Source organism: Flavobacterium sp. LK-23, assembly GCF_058135255.1.
The window spans coordinates 27827-42589 of record NZ_JBYUVT010000009.1 but is presented as its reverse complement, the minus strand read 5'-3'; the positions used below and the strand labels follow the sequence as shown (position 1 = coordinate 42589).

15 protein-coding genes are annotated in these 14763 nt (G+C 32.6%); 11 read left to right on the top strand and 4 right to left on the bottom strand.

What is annotated here, in order from left to right:
- The first annotated feature begins 104 nt into the window (after window positions 1-104).
- On the top strand, window positions 105-764 hold the full coding sequence (locus tag AC3Y25_RS14535) for a SanA/YdcF family protein (RefSeq protein ID WP_095931521.1): 660 nt from the start codon (window positions 105-107) through the stop codon (window positions 762-764).
- A gap of 31 nt (window positions 765-795) precedes the next feature.
- Here AC3Y25_RS14535 and AC3Y25_RS14530 read toward each other — a convergent pair whose 3' ends face one another.
- The 3 genes from AC3Y25_RS14530 to AC3Y25_RS14520 form a co-directional block, all read right to left on the bottom strand.
- Window positions 796-1146, bottom strand: a complete 351-nt coding sequence (locus tag AC3Y25_RS14530; protein WP_379798865.1) for a type II toxin-antitoxin system HicB family antitoxin — start codon at window positions 1144-1146, stop codon at window positions 796-798.
- Window position 1147: 1 nt separating this feature from the next.
- A complete protein-coding gene (locus AC3Y25_RS14525; protein ID WP_489903216.1) occupies window positions 1148-1390 on the bottom strand; it encodes a type II toxin-antitoxin system HicA family toxin in 243 nt (80 codons plus the stop codon).
- A 226-nt stretch (window positions 1391-1616) separates the two neighbouring features.
- Window positions 1617-2879, bottom strand: coding sequence for a cation:proton antiporter (locus tag AC3Y25_RS14520; protein WP_427875287.1), 1263 nt, complete (start codon window positions 2877-2879; stop codon window positions 1617-1619).
- A 137-nt stretch (window positions 2880-3016) separates the two neighbouring features.
- Between AC3Y25_RS14520 and AC3Y25_RS14515 the strand changes: the two genes are divergently transcribed.
- The 6 genes from AC3Y25_RS14515 to AC3Y25_RS14490 all read left to right on the top strand — a co-directional run bounded on the left by AC3Y25_RS14515 (window position 3017) and on the right by AC3Y25_RS14490 (window position 7207).
- Window positions 3017-3520 (top strand): GbsR/MarR family transcriptional regulator, encoded by a 504-nt coding sequence (locus tag AC3Y25_RS14515; protein WP_427875288.1) that lies wholly within the window; start codon window positions 3017-3019, stop codon window positions 3518-3520.
- 61 nt (window positions 3521-3581) lie between these two features.
- A complete protein-coding gene (locus tag AC3Y25_RS14510) occupies window positions 3582-4322 on the top strand; it encodes a YqjF family protein (RefSeq protein ID WP_489903215.1) in 741 nt (246 codons plus the stop codon).
- A 27-nt stretch (window positions 4323-4349) separates the two neighbouring features.
- A complete protein-coding gene (locus tag AC3Y25_RS14505) occupies window positions 4350-5168 on the top strand; it encodes a thiol-disulfide oxidoreductase DCC family protein (protein WP_489903214.1) in 819 nt (272 codons plus the stop codon).
- Window positions 5169-5237: 69 nt separating this feature from the next.
- Complete coding sequence (locus tag AC3Y25_RS14500) at window positions 5238-6146, top strand: TIGR01777 family oxidoreductase (protein WP_489903213.1); 909 nt, start codon at window positions 5238-5240, stop codon at window positions 6144-6146.
- Between the two features lie 142 nt (window positions 6147-6288).
- Window positions 6289-6744 (top strand): SRPBCC family protein, encoded by a 456-nt coding sequence (locus AC3Y25_RS14495; RefSeq protein WP_489903212.1) that lies wholly within the window; start codon window positions 6289-6291, stop codon window positions 6742-6744.
- 67 nt (window positions 6745-6811) lie between these two features.
- Complete coding sequence (locus AC3Y25_RS14490) at window positions 6812-7207, top strand: DUF1090 family protein (protein ID WP_489903211.1); 396 nt, start codon at window positions 6812-6814, stop codon at window positions 7205-7207.
- 442 nt (window positions 7208-7649) lie between these two features.
- On the opposite strand, the gene AC3Y25_RS14485 is transcribed toward AC3Y25_RS14490, so the two are convergent.
- Window positions 7650-8462, bottom strand: a complete 813-nt coding sequence (locus AC3Y25_RS14485; protein ID WP_250837498.1) for a UbiA prenyltransferase family protein — start codon at window positions 8460-8462, stop codon at window positions 7650-7652.
- A gap of 198 nt (window positions 8463-8660) precedes the next feature.
- On the opposite strand from AC3Y25_RS14485, the gene gcvP reads away from it, so the two are divergent.
- The 4 genes from gcvP to AC3Y25_RS14465 all read left to right on the top strand — a co-directional run bounded on the left by gcvP (window position 8661) and on the right by AC3Y25_RS14465 (window position 14760).
- Window positions 8661-11510, top strand: coding sequence for an aminomethyl-transferring glycine dehydrogenase (gene gcvP, locus AC3Y25_RS14480; RefSeq protein WP_489903210.1), 2850 nt, complete (start codon window positions 8661-8663; stop codon window positions 11508-11510).
- A gap of 403 nt (window positions 11511-11913) precedes the next feature.
- Entirely contained in the window at window positions 11914-12972 is a 1059-nt protein-coding gene (locus AC3Y25_RS14475) for a 3-oxoacyl-ACP synthase III family protein (RefSeq protein ID WP_379798881.1), read from the top strand.
- 283 nt (window positions 12973-13255) lie between these two features.
- Window positions 13256-13783, top strand: a complete 528-nt coding sequence (locus tag AC3Y25_RS14470) for a methyltransferase (RefSeq protein ID WP_095931815.1) — start codon at window positions 13256-13258, stop codon at window positions 13781-13783.
- A 128-nt stretch (window positions 13784-13911) separates the two neighbouring features.
- The gene (locus tag AC3Y25_RS14465; RefSeq protein WP_489903209.1) at window positions 13912-14760 is read left to right on the top strand and encodes a glycosyltransferase family 2 protein; all 849 of its coding nucleotides are present in this window, start codon (window positions 13912-13914) and stop codon (window positions 14758-14760) included.
- Window positions 14761-14763 lie beyond the last annotated feature (3 nt).

Below are 14763 nucleotides of genomic sequence, written 5' to 3'. Positions count from 1 at the left end.
AGAGAATTAAATTTTGAAACCGAAGTATAAATGCTTCGGTTTTTTTATTTGGTTTTACTTTAACTATCTTCGTGTTTTAAATCTTAATCTTACAAATACCAGCCGTGAAAAAATATTTTAAAATAGTGCTTTATCTTGCAATTATCGGATTGATTGCTGTCGTTTCAGTAAATTACTATGTAAAATCTTCTACTAAGAGATACATTCACTACTCAATTAAAAAATTCCCTAAAAATGATGTCGGAATTATTTTTGGCGCGGGAATCAACGGAAATCAGCCAAGCAAATATCTAAAAGATCGTTTGGATGCTGGAATTATGCTTTGGAAAGCTAAACGCATCAATAAAATTCTGCTTTCTGGAGATAACGGCCGTGATGAATATGATGAATTGACAGTAATGAAAAATTATTGCTACAATCATGGCGTTGACACTACAAAGATATTTATTGATTATGCAGGTTTCGATACGTATTCAACCATGTATCGCGCGAAACACATTTTCAAGATTAAAAAAGCAACTTTAATTTCTCAGGAATATCATTTAAATCGCGCCATTTATATCGGGCAAAAACTCGGAATTAAATCAGCTGGATATTCTGCAAACCATGGAGAATATCTTGGATATAATTATGTTCGCTTTAGAGAATATGGTTCTGTTTTTAAATCCTTTTTTGATGTTTTGAGAAATCGGGAACCTCGTTTTTTAGGCGGAGAAATTAATATTAATGGAGAATCTAATTATTCTAAAGAAGATAAACGATAAACAAAACCCGAAACATTTTTGTTTCGGGTTTCTAATTTAAAATTTCTTCATGTTTGACAACGTAAGACAATGCTTCTTTTACAACTTCATTTAAATTCAATCCCTTTCTGGAAGCTAAAAGTGCTATTTTTTGATGTAACTCTTGAGACACCCTCACATTAAAAGAACCTTTATAAGTTTTATCCGGGGCTTTATTTAACAATTTACATGTCTCTAAATAATCTTCAATAGCTTCTTTAAAAGATGCTTCCAATTCGGCAACCGAAGATCCTTCAAACGTTACTAAATCATTTATACCTTGAATTTTTCCAAAGAATATTTTATCATCCGCAGAAAATTCTAATGTACCAATGTAGCCGTTATATTCTAGATAGTTTTTCATATTACAATTCCAAATATTCAATAATAATATCAATCTGATATCCTTTCAAAACTTTTTGCGGATGTGGTTCGTGTAAACTTATAATCTGTTTATTTTCATTCACAAATTTTCTTCTTGAACCACCAGTTTTTCCTTGAGAGATTTGTTTATAACCAAAGTGATTTAGAACTTTCACCATTTCATCCCAAGAAAAATCTTTTGGTTTTGATTTTAATCTTTCAATAAGTTTATCAATCTTACTCATACAAATTTATAATTAAATCTTTAAGCTGCAACTACAATTTAGTTACAAATTAAACCAGAAAGCAAAATTAAGAAAAATCCTTCAATTTGTATCCGTATTTTTAAAACCAGAAATATCTAATCGAAAAACAAATCAAAAAAAAAGACCTGCAAATATTTTTGCAAGTCTATTATTTTAAATGGCTTAAAAATAAAATCTTTATTCTAGCGTCTATTTTCTTTACTCTCTATTCTTTCTCCAAAACTCTTTTAGCCAATTTCCCAACAGTAAGTCCTTGCACTACAATTGAAAATAAAACTACTATATAAGTTACTTCAAGTAAAAGGTTTTTGTATTCTCCTTCAGGCATAGAAAGTACCAAAGCAATAGAAACCCCACCACGAATTCCACCCCAAACTAAAACCATCAGAGATCCTTTGTTATAAGCAGACCTGATTCCGAAGAATTTGAAGATATCAAAGAATTTCCAAGGTAAAACGATAGAAGTTAATCTTGAAAAAAGAACAATAAAAATGGCTACAAAACCTGTTATCAATTGTTTATTTAAATCTGGCAGTAACAACAATTCAAAACCAATAAATAAGAATAAAATAGCATTTAATATTTCGTCGATAAGTTCCCAAAATTTCCCTAGATAATCTTGGGTAACTTCGCTCATTGCTACTTTTTTACCATAATTACCAATAATCAATCCGGCAACAACCATTGCCAGCGGACTAGAAACGTGTAAGCTTTGAGCAATCAAAAATCCCCCCATTACAATAGAAAGCGTGATTAAAACTGAGACTTTATAATCGTCTATTTTCTTCATAACGTTTGATGCCGAAATCCCAAGAACAGCACCTAATAAAAGTCCGCCAATACCTTCTTTTGCAAATAACCAAGCAATAGAACCAAAAGTCATATCAAATGTTGGGTCGGTTGCCATTTTCAAAACAACAGCAAACATCACTACGGCTACTCCATCATTAAATAGAGATTCACCAACAATTTTGGTTTCGATTCTCTTAGGAACTTTCGCTTCTTTTAGAACGCCTAAAACTACAATTGGATCGGTTGGTGAAATTAAGGTTCCAAAAACTAAACAAAATATATAAGGGATATTTATTCCTAAAAGTGGTGCGATGTAAAAAAGTAAACCAGAAATTATTAGAGCTGACAATACTACACTTACTGTAGAATAAATCATAATGGGAACTTTTTGCTCTTTAAGATCTGCCATATTTACGTGAAGTGCGCCGGCGAACAAAAGAAAGTTCAACATTGCTCCCATTAGGATTTCGTTGAAATCGAATTCTTTTATTAAATCAAAAAAATGTTTGGTGGTTGCAGGAAAATAAGAATCTCCCAAAAGACGAATTCCAACGGAAACCAGCATCGCAATAATCATAATTCCGATCGTCCCTGGAAGTTTTAAAAATCTTAAATTTAAATAGGCGAAGAAAGAAGCCAGTACAATAAGTACCGAAAATGTGTAGTATAATTCCATAAATGTGATTTTTACAAAAATAGCTGTATCATTATTTAATCAAAAATTTCAAGGTTTGAATTAACATAACTTTATAATTCGTTAAATATGTTTCAATTATTTTTGAAAGTTTAAAAACTTTTACTTACATTTGATTCATGGAATTCAAAGAAGCAAAAAATAAGTTTGTACAAACCTGGGGAGCATTAGGTACTCAATGGGGTATTAATAAAACGATGGCACAGATCCACGCTTTATTAATGGTTTCGAATGAACCTGTTTCTATGGAAGACATTATGGAAGAATTGCAAATTTCCCGTGGAAATGCCAGCATGAACTTAAGAGGTTTAATGGATTGGGGAATTGTTTATAAAGAATACAAAGCTGGAGAAAGAAAAGAATTCTTTACGGCAGAAAAAGATTTAGACGAATTAGCAGTTAAAATTTCCAGAGAAAGAAGCAAAAGAGAAATCAAGCCAACGCTGAAAATCTTAAAAGAAGTTTCGACTATTGAAGCAAAAGATTCGGCAGAAGAAAAACACTTTGTAGATCAAACTACCAAATTGTATGATTTCGTTTTAAAAGCAGACAATATGTTGGACAAAATGACTGAATTTAATGATAACTGGCTAGGAAAACTGGTTATAAAAATGATGAAATAAAAAAATTTAACACAAACTTTCATTTTTTTCTGAAACTTTAAAAACTTAAAAACAACTTATCATGAACTTCTTAAAAGCAGAATGGAAAAATTTAGCACTTTTCAATTATGAAATTGATGCTACAATTCTAGAAAAATATCTTCCTGCAGGAACTCAAATTGACATTTGGAACAACAAATGTTACGTAAGCTTGGTTGGATTTATGTTTAAAAATACCAAAGTTTTAGGATTGAAAGTTCCGTTTCATACCAATTTTGAAGAAGTGAATCTACGTTTTTATGTAAAGCGTTTTGAAAATGGTGAATGGAAACGCGGTGTCGTTTTCATCAAAGAAATTGTTCCTAAAAAAGCGATCACTTTTATTGCGAATACTTTGTATCAAGAACATTATGAAACTCAGAAAATGAAACATGAAATCATTGAAAATAAAAATAGCAATACTTTCATTTATCAATGGAAAAATGAAAAAGAATGGAACACAATTGAAATTGAAACCAAAAAAGATTTGAGTAAAATCGAAATCGATTCTGAAGCAGAATTTATTACAGAACATTATTTCGGATATACTAAAATCGACAAAGAAACGACTTTTGAATATGAAGTGACACATCCAAGATGGGAACAATTTGAAGTTTTAAATTACCGAATTGATATTGATTTCGAAAAAATTTACGGAACCGATTTTGGATTTCTTCAAACTCAAAAACCAATCTCAATTTTCTTGGCTGAAGGTTCAAAAATTACAGTGAAGAACAAAAGAAAAATTGAGCTGACTCCTGTCAAAGAAGAGTTATACGCATAAAACTATTCATCTTTAAAACCAAAAATCATGAAAACGTTAGAAAACCAAACTTTACTTTATGATGAAGATTGTCCGCTTTGCAGTTTGTATACAACTGGATTTGTAAAAAGTAGAATGCTTGATGAAAACGGAAGAAAATCGTATTGCCAATTATCTGCAGAAGAACAAAATTTTGTGGACTTAAAACGTGCTCCAAACGAAATTGCTTTAATCAACAATAAAACAAAAACAGTCACTTACGGAATTGACAGTTTGATAAAAGTTATTGGATTTTCTTTTCCTTTAATTGAAAAAATTGCGACTATAAAACCCATTCATTTCATCCTGAAAAAAATGTATTCTTTTGTTTCTTACAATAGAAAAGTAATTATTCCTGGAAATGTAAAAGAAGAAAATAAATTGCAATGCACACCAGATTTTAATTATAAATACAGAGTTCTATTTATTGCATTTGCATTGACAATAACGAGTTTTGTTTTATTTAGATATTCTAATTTGATTCCGAATTTACCAAAATCTAATATTACCAGAGAAATTATTTTGGCTTTTGGACAAATTGTTTTTCAAAGTTTACTGCTGCTGAAATTTCACAAACAAACGATTCTCAATTACGCAGGAAATTTAATGACGGTTTCTTTAATGGGAAGTTTAATTTTGATGCCGATTTTAGTTTTAAGTCAGTTTTTCCAGCTTCCTCAAACGATCATTTTAGGTTGGTTTGGAATGACGGTTTTGATTATGTTTTTGGAACATTTTAGAAGGGTGAAAATTTTAAAACTCCCTTTTTACTTATCTTTCACTTGGATTCTTTACCGAATTCTTGCTTTGCTTTTAATTCTTAATTAAAAAGATTCGCCACGAATTCACTAATTAAAAAATAATAATTCGTGAATACGTGGCTATAAAATTACACCAATGAAAAAACTCATAATTGCAGCTGGAACAGGATTTTTAGGACAAGTATTAGTCCATCATTTCAAAGATAAATTTGAAGAGATTGTCATTCTAACAAGAGGAAAATCTCAAACAATTGACGGAATCAAATATGTAAATTGGAACGCCAGAACTTTTTCGGGCTGGGAAAAAGAATTAGAAAACGCAACAGTTTTAATTAATCTCGCAGGAAAATCTGTTGATTGCCGTTACACGAAAGAGAACAAAAAAGAGATTCTATTATCTCGAATTGAAAGCACCAAAATTCTAAATAAAGCCGTTTTAAATTGTCAAAATCCGCCGAAACATTGGCTGAATTCATCTACCTCAACCATTTATCGATTTTCATTAGATAAACAAATGGATGAAGTTGATGGCGAAATCGGAAATGACTTTTCTATAAATGTCGCTTTGTCTTGGGAAAAAGCATTCTTTAAAACTGAAACCCCAAAGACTTTAAAAACAGCTTTGCGAACTTCTATTGTTTTAGGAAAAAATGGAGGCGCTTTTGTTCCGTTAAAGACTTTAGCAAAAATTGGTTTTGGCGGAAAACAAGGAAAAGGAAATCAGTTTATAAGCTGGATTCATGAAGAAGATTTTGCGAATGCGGTTGATTTTATTATTCAAAAAGAAATTACTGGAATTATAAATGTAGTTTCTCCGGAACCAATTCGAAATGTTGACTTTATGCAGAAACTTCGAAAAGCAGTTGGTTTTCCTTTTGGAATTTCAATGAATAATTTTTTTCTTGAAATTGGATCTTTCTTTATTCGAACTGAAACAGAATTGGTTTTGAAAAGTAGAAACGTAGTTCCGAAACGACTTTTGGATAATGGGTTTGGGTTTAAGTTTGGGGATATTGATGAGGCTTTTAAAAATTTATTGCGTTAAAAACTACGCATTTTTTGTCATCCTGACGGAGGAAGGATCACACACGAAGCTCGACAAAGAATTGTCGATATGTATTGTGGAGTCTCTAGTGTGATCCCTCGTTCCTCGGGATGACAAAAATGCGGAAAACTAAACTTAAATCATGACAACAATAAACCTCACAACCAAAATAAAAGCCTCAAAACAAATCGTTTTTGATGCCTCAAGAAATATCGATATTCACCAACAATCGGCAAGTCCGTCAAAAGAAAAAGCAATTGCGGGTGTAACATCTGGTTTAATAAATTTAAACGAAACGGTAACTTGGCGAGGCAAACATTTTGGGCTTTACCTCACCCACAAAAGCCGTATCACTGCAATGATTTTCTATGATTATTTTGTGGATGAAATGGAACGCGGTAAATTCAAATCGTTTAAACATGAACATTTTTTTGAAGAAGAAAATGGAATTACAATCATGAAAGACAAATTACAATATGAAACTCCGTTTGGAATATTTGGTGAACTTTTTAATGTTTTGTTTTTGGAAAAGCATCTTACTAATTTTCTTTTAGAAAGAAATAAGGTTTTGAAAGCCGTTTCTGAAAAAGTCGTTTAATATAAATTGCTTACTTTTATAAGTATTATCCTTAAAATGAATAATTAGAAATCAAAAAAGTATACTTATGAAATTAAAAACGATATTAACTGTAGTTTTCTTTACCATTTCTTTTATCGGATTTTCTCAAAGCAATTGTACAACTCTAAAAGGATGTGAAAGAAAGCTTTGTGAATTAAACACAAAATTAGCTGCTGCGAAAAAAGCTGGAAATCAAAATCAGATTAAAGGTGTTGAAGAAGCGATTGCACAAACTAAGAAAAACTGCACTACCAAAACAGTCAACAAAGATCTTGACAAAAAGGTAAAAGAAAAACAGCAAAAAGTAAACGAAAGAACTGCCGATTTGAACGAAGCGATTAAAGACAAGGAAAGCAAAGAAAAAATCGACAAGAAAAGAAAAAAACTAAATGAAGCAAAAGCTGAATTGAGTAAAGCTTTGGCGGAACAGAAAGCGAAATAATTTTTTCTCCCGCAGATTTGGCAGATTAAAAAGATAATTTTAATTGCCTCCAGCTTTATCTGGAGGTAAAAATAAGTCTCCAATCTGGGCTTTGGCCAAATTGTAAAGTTTGGCTAAAGCCTAGAGTATTCAATCATATTTATTCTCCAGCTAAAGCTAGAGGCAATTGAAAAACAATTAAATCAAAATTTATTTTTTAAACATAGTCCGCGGTTGAAACCGGAGGGAAACGTTGTGCAAAAAAACATCCCAAATTTTGAAATCATTTGCAATATTCTAAATGTCTTTTGAAAACGAATTTTCTCGTTTTACGTTTTGCGTGAGGGATAGAAGCTGGCTACCGAAGTAGCGCGGATAGCCCGACAGCATCCTGATAAAAGGGCCTATAAGCTTAAAGTAAGTAAGCCCTTTTATCGGGATGTTGGCACGCCCTAAATATTTTTTATAGAAAAACGATCATCAACCACCAAAAAATGGGCACACTTTCGACCCAAAAGGAAGTGTAATATTTGGAACGATTCGGATTGGCAAAAGCAATAAACAACATCAGCATGATGACCATAATAAGATTTATAATCGCGTCATGAATATTGAATGTCGAAATAAAAACTTCTAAAAACCAAAACGGAATCAATAGCAAAAATCCTAAAAGTTTGGTTTTCTTTACTCCGATTGTCTGCGGAACGGTTTGTAAATGCGGATCGTCATTGGCTAAATCTAAAATTTCGAAAACTAAAATCAGTACAAAAACCAAAACGAATCTTTGAATGCATTTAATAAAGAAATCTATAGTAACTGGAATCTCTGCATTTATTAAAGGTAAAACCAAAGTAGCGCCAACCCAACAAAGCGCTACAATGTAGATTTTTACTCCTGCCCAATTTCTGGCATTTCTTCGATTTGGAAAAAAAGGTAAAGTGTAAAGTGCGGTTATGGCAAAAATTCCAACGGAGACTATTTGTGTTATTCTTTTTAAATTAAAAAAATAGTAGCCAACTAAAATCACCGAAATAAAACTTAAAACAGCAATAATTTTTAGTTGTGTTCCTATCGGGTTTTTCTTTACGCGAACCAGCGCATCATATTTTACGAAATTATATCCTACAATTGTTCCGAAAAAAACAAACAATGCCATTGGCTCATCGTACTGAATATGAAATACATGAAATGTAATTCGGACCAAAGCATAACACGATAAAGCCACGTGAATACTGCTGTTTAAATAAAAATCAAAAATCTGTTTTAGAAGTTTCATAGCTCAAATCTAATCAATTGGTAACAAATCAACTCTTTAGTTATAAATTTGATAAAAATTGAAGTTAAAAATACCTATTAAATTATTAATAATACTTAATTTTGCGCCACAAAAAAACAACACATTTACTTTTAAATGTGATTCGTATGTCAAAATGGTTTACGAACACATCAATTTAAAAAAAATAGATAGCTACAAATGAAAACAGATGCTTTTGCTTTAAGACACATTGGTCCAAGAGAAACTGATCTTCAGCATATGCTGAAAACTATTGGAGTTGACTCAATTGAGCAACTTGTTTATGAAACCCTTCCGGACGATATTCGTTTAAAAGCACCTTTGAACTTAGATCCTGCGATGACAGAATATGAATTCGCAAATCACATTCAAGAATTAGGGAAGAAAAATAAAGTATTCAAATCGTATATTGGTTTGGGTTATCATCCAACTATCGTTCCTGCGCCAATTCAGAGAAATATCTTCGAAAACCCAGGATGGTATACTGCTTACACGCCTTACCAAGCAGAAATTGCTCAAGGTCGTTTGGAAGCAATTTTAAATTTTCAGACTACTGTTATCGAATTAACAGGAATGGAAATTGCAAACGCTTCTTTATTGGACGAAGGTACAGCTGCTGCTGAAGCGATGGCTTTACTTTTTGATGTTCGTACTCGTGATCAAAAGAAAAACAATACACACAAATTCTTCGTTTCTGAAGAAATTTTACCTCAAACTTTATCAGTACTTCAAACACGTTCAACTCCAATTGGAATTGAATTAGTTGTTGGAAACCACGAAAATTTTGATTTTTCAACTGAGTTTTTTGGAGCTATTTTACAATACCCAGGAAAATACGGTCAGGTAAACGATTATAGTGCTTTTGTTGCTAAAGCAAAAGAAAACGAAATCAAAGTTGCTTTTGCTGCTGATATTTTATCATTAGCAACTTTAACTTCTCCAGGAGAAATGGGAGCTGCTGTAGTAGTTGGAACTACTCAACGTTTTGGTGTACCAATGGGTTACGGTGGTCCTCACGCTGCTTACTTTGCTACTAAAGAAGAATACAAAAGATCTATGCCAGGTCGTATCATTGGAGTTTCTATTGACGTAAATGGAAACCGTGCTTTACGTATGGCTTTAGGAACTCGTGAACAGCACATTAAACGTGAAAAAGCGACTTCAAACATTTGTACTGCTCAGGTTTTATTAGCAGTTATGGCTGGAATGTATGCTGTTTACCACGGTCCAGAAGGATTAAAATACATTGCAAACAAAGTTCACGCATCGGCGGTTACTACTGCTGAGGCTTTAAATAAATTAGGAGTTTTCCAAACTAACACAGCTTTTTTTGATACTATTTTAGTAAAAGCAGACGCTCAAAAAGTAAAAGCTGTAGCAGAGAAAAACGAAGTAAACTTCTTCTACCCTGATGCTGAATCAGTTTCTATTTCGTTAAACGAAACGACTTCAGTTTCTGACATCAACCAAATCGTTGCAATTTTTGCTGAAGCTTTAGGAAAAGAAACTGTTTCTGTTTCTGAATTAACTCAAGCTAGTCAATTACCTGCTTCATTAGAAAGAACGTCGTCTTTCTTAACACATGATGTATTCAACAATCATCATTCAGAAAGTCAATTGATGCGTTACATCAAAAAATTAGAGCGTAAAGATTTATCATTGAATCACTCCATGATTTCATTAGGTTCTTGTACAATGAAGTTAAACGCAGCTTCTGAAATGTTACCTCTTTCAATGCCAAACTGGAACAGCATTCACCCGTTTGCACCAGTTGAACAAGCAGAAGGTTACATCACAATGCTTAAAAAATTAGAGCAGCAATTAAATGTAATTACTGGATTTGCTGGAACAACTTTACAGCCAAATTCTGGAGCGCAAGGAGAATATGCAGGTTTAATGGCAATTCGTGCTTACCACATGTCAAGAAACGAAGGCCACCGTAATGTATGTTTGATTCCTTCATCGGCTCACGGAACCAATCCTGCTTCTGCAGCGATGGCTGGAATGAAAATCATTGTTACGAAAACTACTCCAGAAGGAAATATTGATGTAGAAGATTTAAGAGAAAAAGCAATTGAGCACAAAGATGATTTATCTTGCTTAATGGTTACGTATCCTTCTACTCACGGAGTTTTCGAATCTTCAATTATTGAAATCACAAAATTAATCCACGACAATGGCGGATTAGTATATATGGATGGTGCAAACATGAACGCGCAAGTTGGATTAACAAATCCTGCTACAATTGGTGCTGACGTTTGTCACTTAAACTTACACAAAACATTTGCTATTCCTCACGGTGGTGGCGGACCTGGTGTTGGACCAATCTGTGTGAACGAGAAATTAGTTCCTTTCTTGCCAACCAACCCAATCTTAAAAGTAGGTGGTGAACAAGCTATTACAGCAATTTCATCTGCGCCTTACGGATCTGCTTTAGTATGTTTAATCTCTTACGGCTACATCACAATGATGGGTGCTGACGGATTAAAAAGTGCTACAGAACACGCAATCTTGAATGCAAACTATATGAAATCTCGTTTCGAAGGTCACTACCCAATTCTTTACACTGGAGAATGCGGAAGAGCTGCTCACGAAATGATTTTAGATTGCCGTGCATTTAAAGAAAACGGAATCGAGGTTGGTGATATCGCTAAACGTTTAATGGATTACGGTTTCCACGCTCCTACGGTTTCTTTCCCAGTAGCAGGAACTTTAATGATCGAACCTACAGAATCTGAAGATTTAGCAGAACTAGATCGTTTTTGTGATGCTCTTATCTCAATTAGAAAAGAAATTGAAGTTGCAACAGCTGATGATAAAAACAATGTATTGAAAAATGCACCTCACACATTGGCAATGTTAACTACAGACAATTGGGATTTCCCTTATACTAGAGAAAAAGCGGCTTACCCATTAGAGTATATTGCTGACAATAAATTCTGGCCATCTGTTCGTCGCGTTGACGATGCTTATGGTGACAGAAATTTAGTTTGTAGCTGTGCTCCTATTGAAGCTTACATGGAAAGCTAAAATTTAGTTTTCTTATAATGTCCAAACCCGACAGGTTTTAAAAACTTGTCGGGTTTATTTTTTTGTGTCAAGTTTCAAGCTCCAGCATAACTTGAAACTTGAAACTTGAAACTTTCTAACTCAAACAACAAAGAAGAAATCTCATTTAAAGAAACATAACTTTCTGCTAATCTTTTGTGAAATTATTTCAATAAAATCAAGGTAATAGCAAAAAAAGATTAGTCTGCAAATCTCCTTCAATCGTTTGAAATCTAGGAAATATTAAAAAATCATTAGAAAAAAGACAATATATTTACAGAAAAATAGTTATTTCATAATTATATGCATGCATACTATTTTTTATGATAGTTATCATAATATTATTTATACATTAGCACTAAATTTATCGGATAATTAAAGGGAAATGAAAATAAAAATTATTGGTATTGGGAGTTATATTCCTAATTTAGAAGTAAAAAACACAGATTTTGATAAACATGTTTTTTTAAATGAGGACGGAACTCCTTTTGGTTATCCTAATGAAGTTGTAATTAAAAAATTTAAAGGTATTACGGGAATCGAGAATCGCCGTTATGCCGAACCACAATATAATTCTTCTGATTTAGCTTTCTTTGCGGCTGAAAAAGCAATTGCAAATGCGGGAATCGATCCAGAAACTTTAGACTACATTATTTTTGCGCATAATTTCGGTGACGTAAAAACAGGAACGCATCAAACTGATGTTTTACCAAGTTTAGCAACAAGAGTTAAAAACAAATTAGGAATTAAGAATCCTAAATGTGTGGCTTACGATATTCTTTTTGGATGTCCTGGATGGATTGAAGGCGTTTTACAAGCAAATGCTTTTATCAAATCTGGAATGGCAAAAAGAGTAATGGTAATTGGTGCCGAGACTTTATCGAGAGTTGTAGATGATCACGACCGTGATTCTATGATTTATTCTGATGGAGCTGGGGTTTCAATTTTAGAAGCATCCACAGATGATGCTGGATTGTTGTCTTACGAAAGTGCTACTTATGCCAATGATGAAGCGAATTATCTTTTCTTCGGAAAATCGTATAATCCAGATTTAGATCCAGACATTAAATACATTAAAATGTATGGGCGTAAAATCTACGAATTTGCTTTAAGCAATGTTCCGTGCGCTATGAAAAGCTGTTTAGATAAAAGCGGAATTGGAATTGATGAAGTAAAAAAAATCCTGATTCACCAAGCAAACGAAAAAATGGACGAAGCAATTATCGAACGTTTCTACAAACTCTACGATAAAACAGCTCCAAAAGATATTATGCCAATGAGCATTCACGATCTAGGAAATAGCAGTGTTGCAACTGTTCCAACTTTATTCGATTTAATTTTACAAGGAAAAATAGAGAACCACGAAATCAACAAAGGCGATGTTCTTATTTTTGCTTCAGTAGGAGCTGGAATGAATATTAATGCTTTTGTTTATAGATATTAAAATTTAAAGTCGAGTGAAATAATCTCGCAAAGACGCGAAGTCGCGAAGTTTTTAACCATATAAGTAATATAAGTTCAATTAAAAGAAAACTTAATTGAACTTATATTACTTATATGGTTTATTTTTTTTAATCAAAACTTTGCAACTTCGCATCTTTGCGAGAAATTCATTTTAAAACTTAGCACCGCAACTGAATACTAAAAACTGAACACTGATTACTTTTTTAGTATATTTGCGACCTAATTAAAATCAAGAACGAGAGATTAATTCGTTCGCAATAACTATGTACGAAAAAACGTTTCCGAATAAAAGATTCAAACTTACCTTAGAGTTTTTAAAAAAGCACGTTAGCACATCTGAAACCATTTTTGATTTTGGTGTACCCAATCCGTTTTCTAAGATAATGGAAGAAAATGGTTATACCGTAAAAAACACAAAAGGCGAAGATTTAGACAACGACCATACGGCGCTACAAACGGAAGAATATACTGTTTTTACTGCATTTGAGATTTTCGAACATTTACTAAATCCATACACAGTTTTACAAAACGTAAAATGTGACAAACTATTAATTTCTATTCCTTTACGTTTATGGTTTTCACCTGCATACCGTTCTAAAACCGATATGTGGGACAGACATTACCATGAATTTGAAGATTGGCAATTGGATTGGCTTTTAGAAAAAACGGGTTGGAAAATTACCGATCGATTACAATTTACACATCCAGTAAAAAAATTCGGATTCAGACCCTTATTAAGATATTTCACTCCAAGATATTATATTGTTGTGGCTGAAAAAATAAAAGCCTAAAGGCAAATTCCAATAAAAAAATCCCAAATTCCAATTGAACCAACTTTGATTGGAATTTGGAATTTTAGAAGATTGGGATTAATTCTCAAAAATTGGAATTTGGAATTTTTAAAAATTTGGAATTTAAAATGAAATACTACATCGTCATTCCCGCACACAACGAACAAGATTTAATAGGCTTGACTTTAGAATCTTTGGTTTCTCAAACTATTTTGCCATCAAAAGTTGTGGTTGTAAATGACAATTCTACAGATAAAACTGAAGAAGTCGTGTTGGGTTTTGCAAAAGATAATCCGTATATTTCTGTTGTAAATAAAACTTCAGATGCGATTCATATGCCGGGAAGTAAAGTGATTCAAGCTTTTCAAAAAGGTTTTGAAACTTTAGATTCTAATTATGATATCATTGTAAAAATAGACGGCGATTTAATTTTTCCTCCAAACTATTTTGAGACTATTATTAAACATTTCGAATCAGATGAAAGAGTTGGAATGGCCGGAGGATTCTGTTATATTGATAAAAATGGTGAATGGGTTTTAGAAAATCTTACCGATAAAGATCATATTCGCGGAGCCTTAAAAGCGTATAGAAAAGAAACCTATCAGCAAATTGGTGGTTTACGTCCTGCAATGGGTTGGGACACTGTTGATGAATTGCTTTGCAAATATTACGATTGGAAAATTGTAACCGACCAATCTTTACATGTAAAACATTTAAAACCAACGGGAGCAAATTACAATAAAACGGCTCGTTACAAACAAGGCGAAGCTTTTTACACTCTTGGTTATGGATTTTGGATTACCGCAATTGCTTCGGCAAAATTGGCGATGATGAAGAAAAAACCATTTCTGTTTTTAGACTATATAAAAGGTTTTTGGAAAGCTAAAAAAGCAAAAACACCTTTATTGGTTACACCTGAACAAGCTAAATTTATTAGAAATTATCGTTTGAAAAAAATGAAAGAAAAGTTAATTTAATTG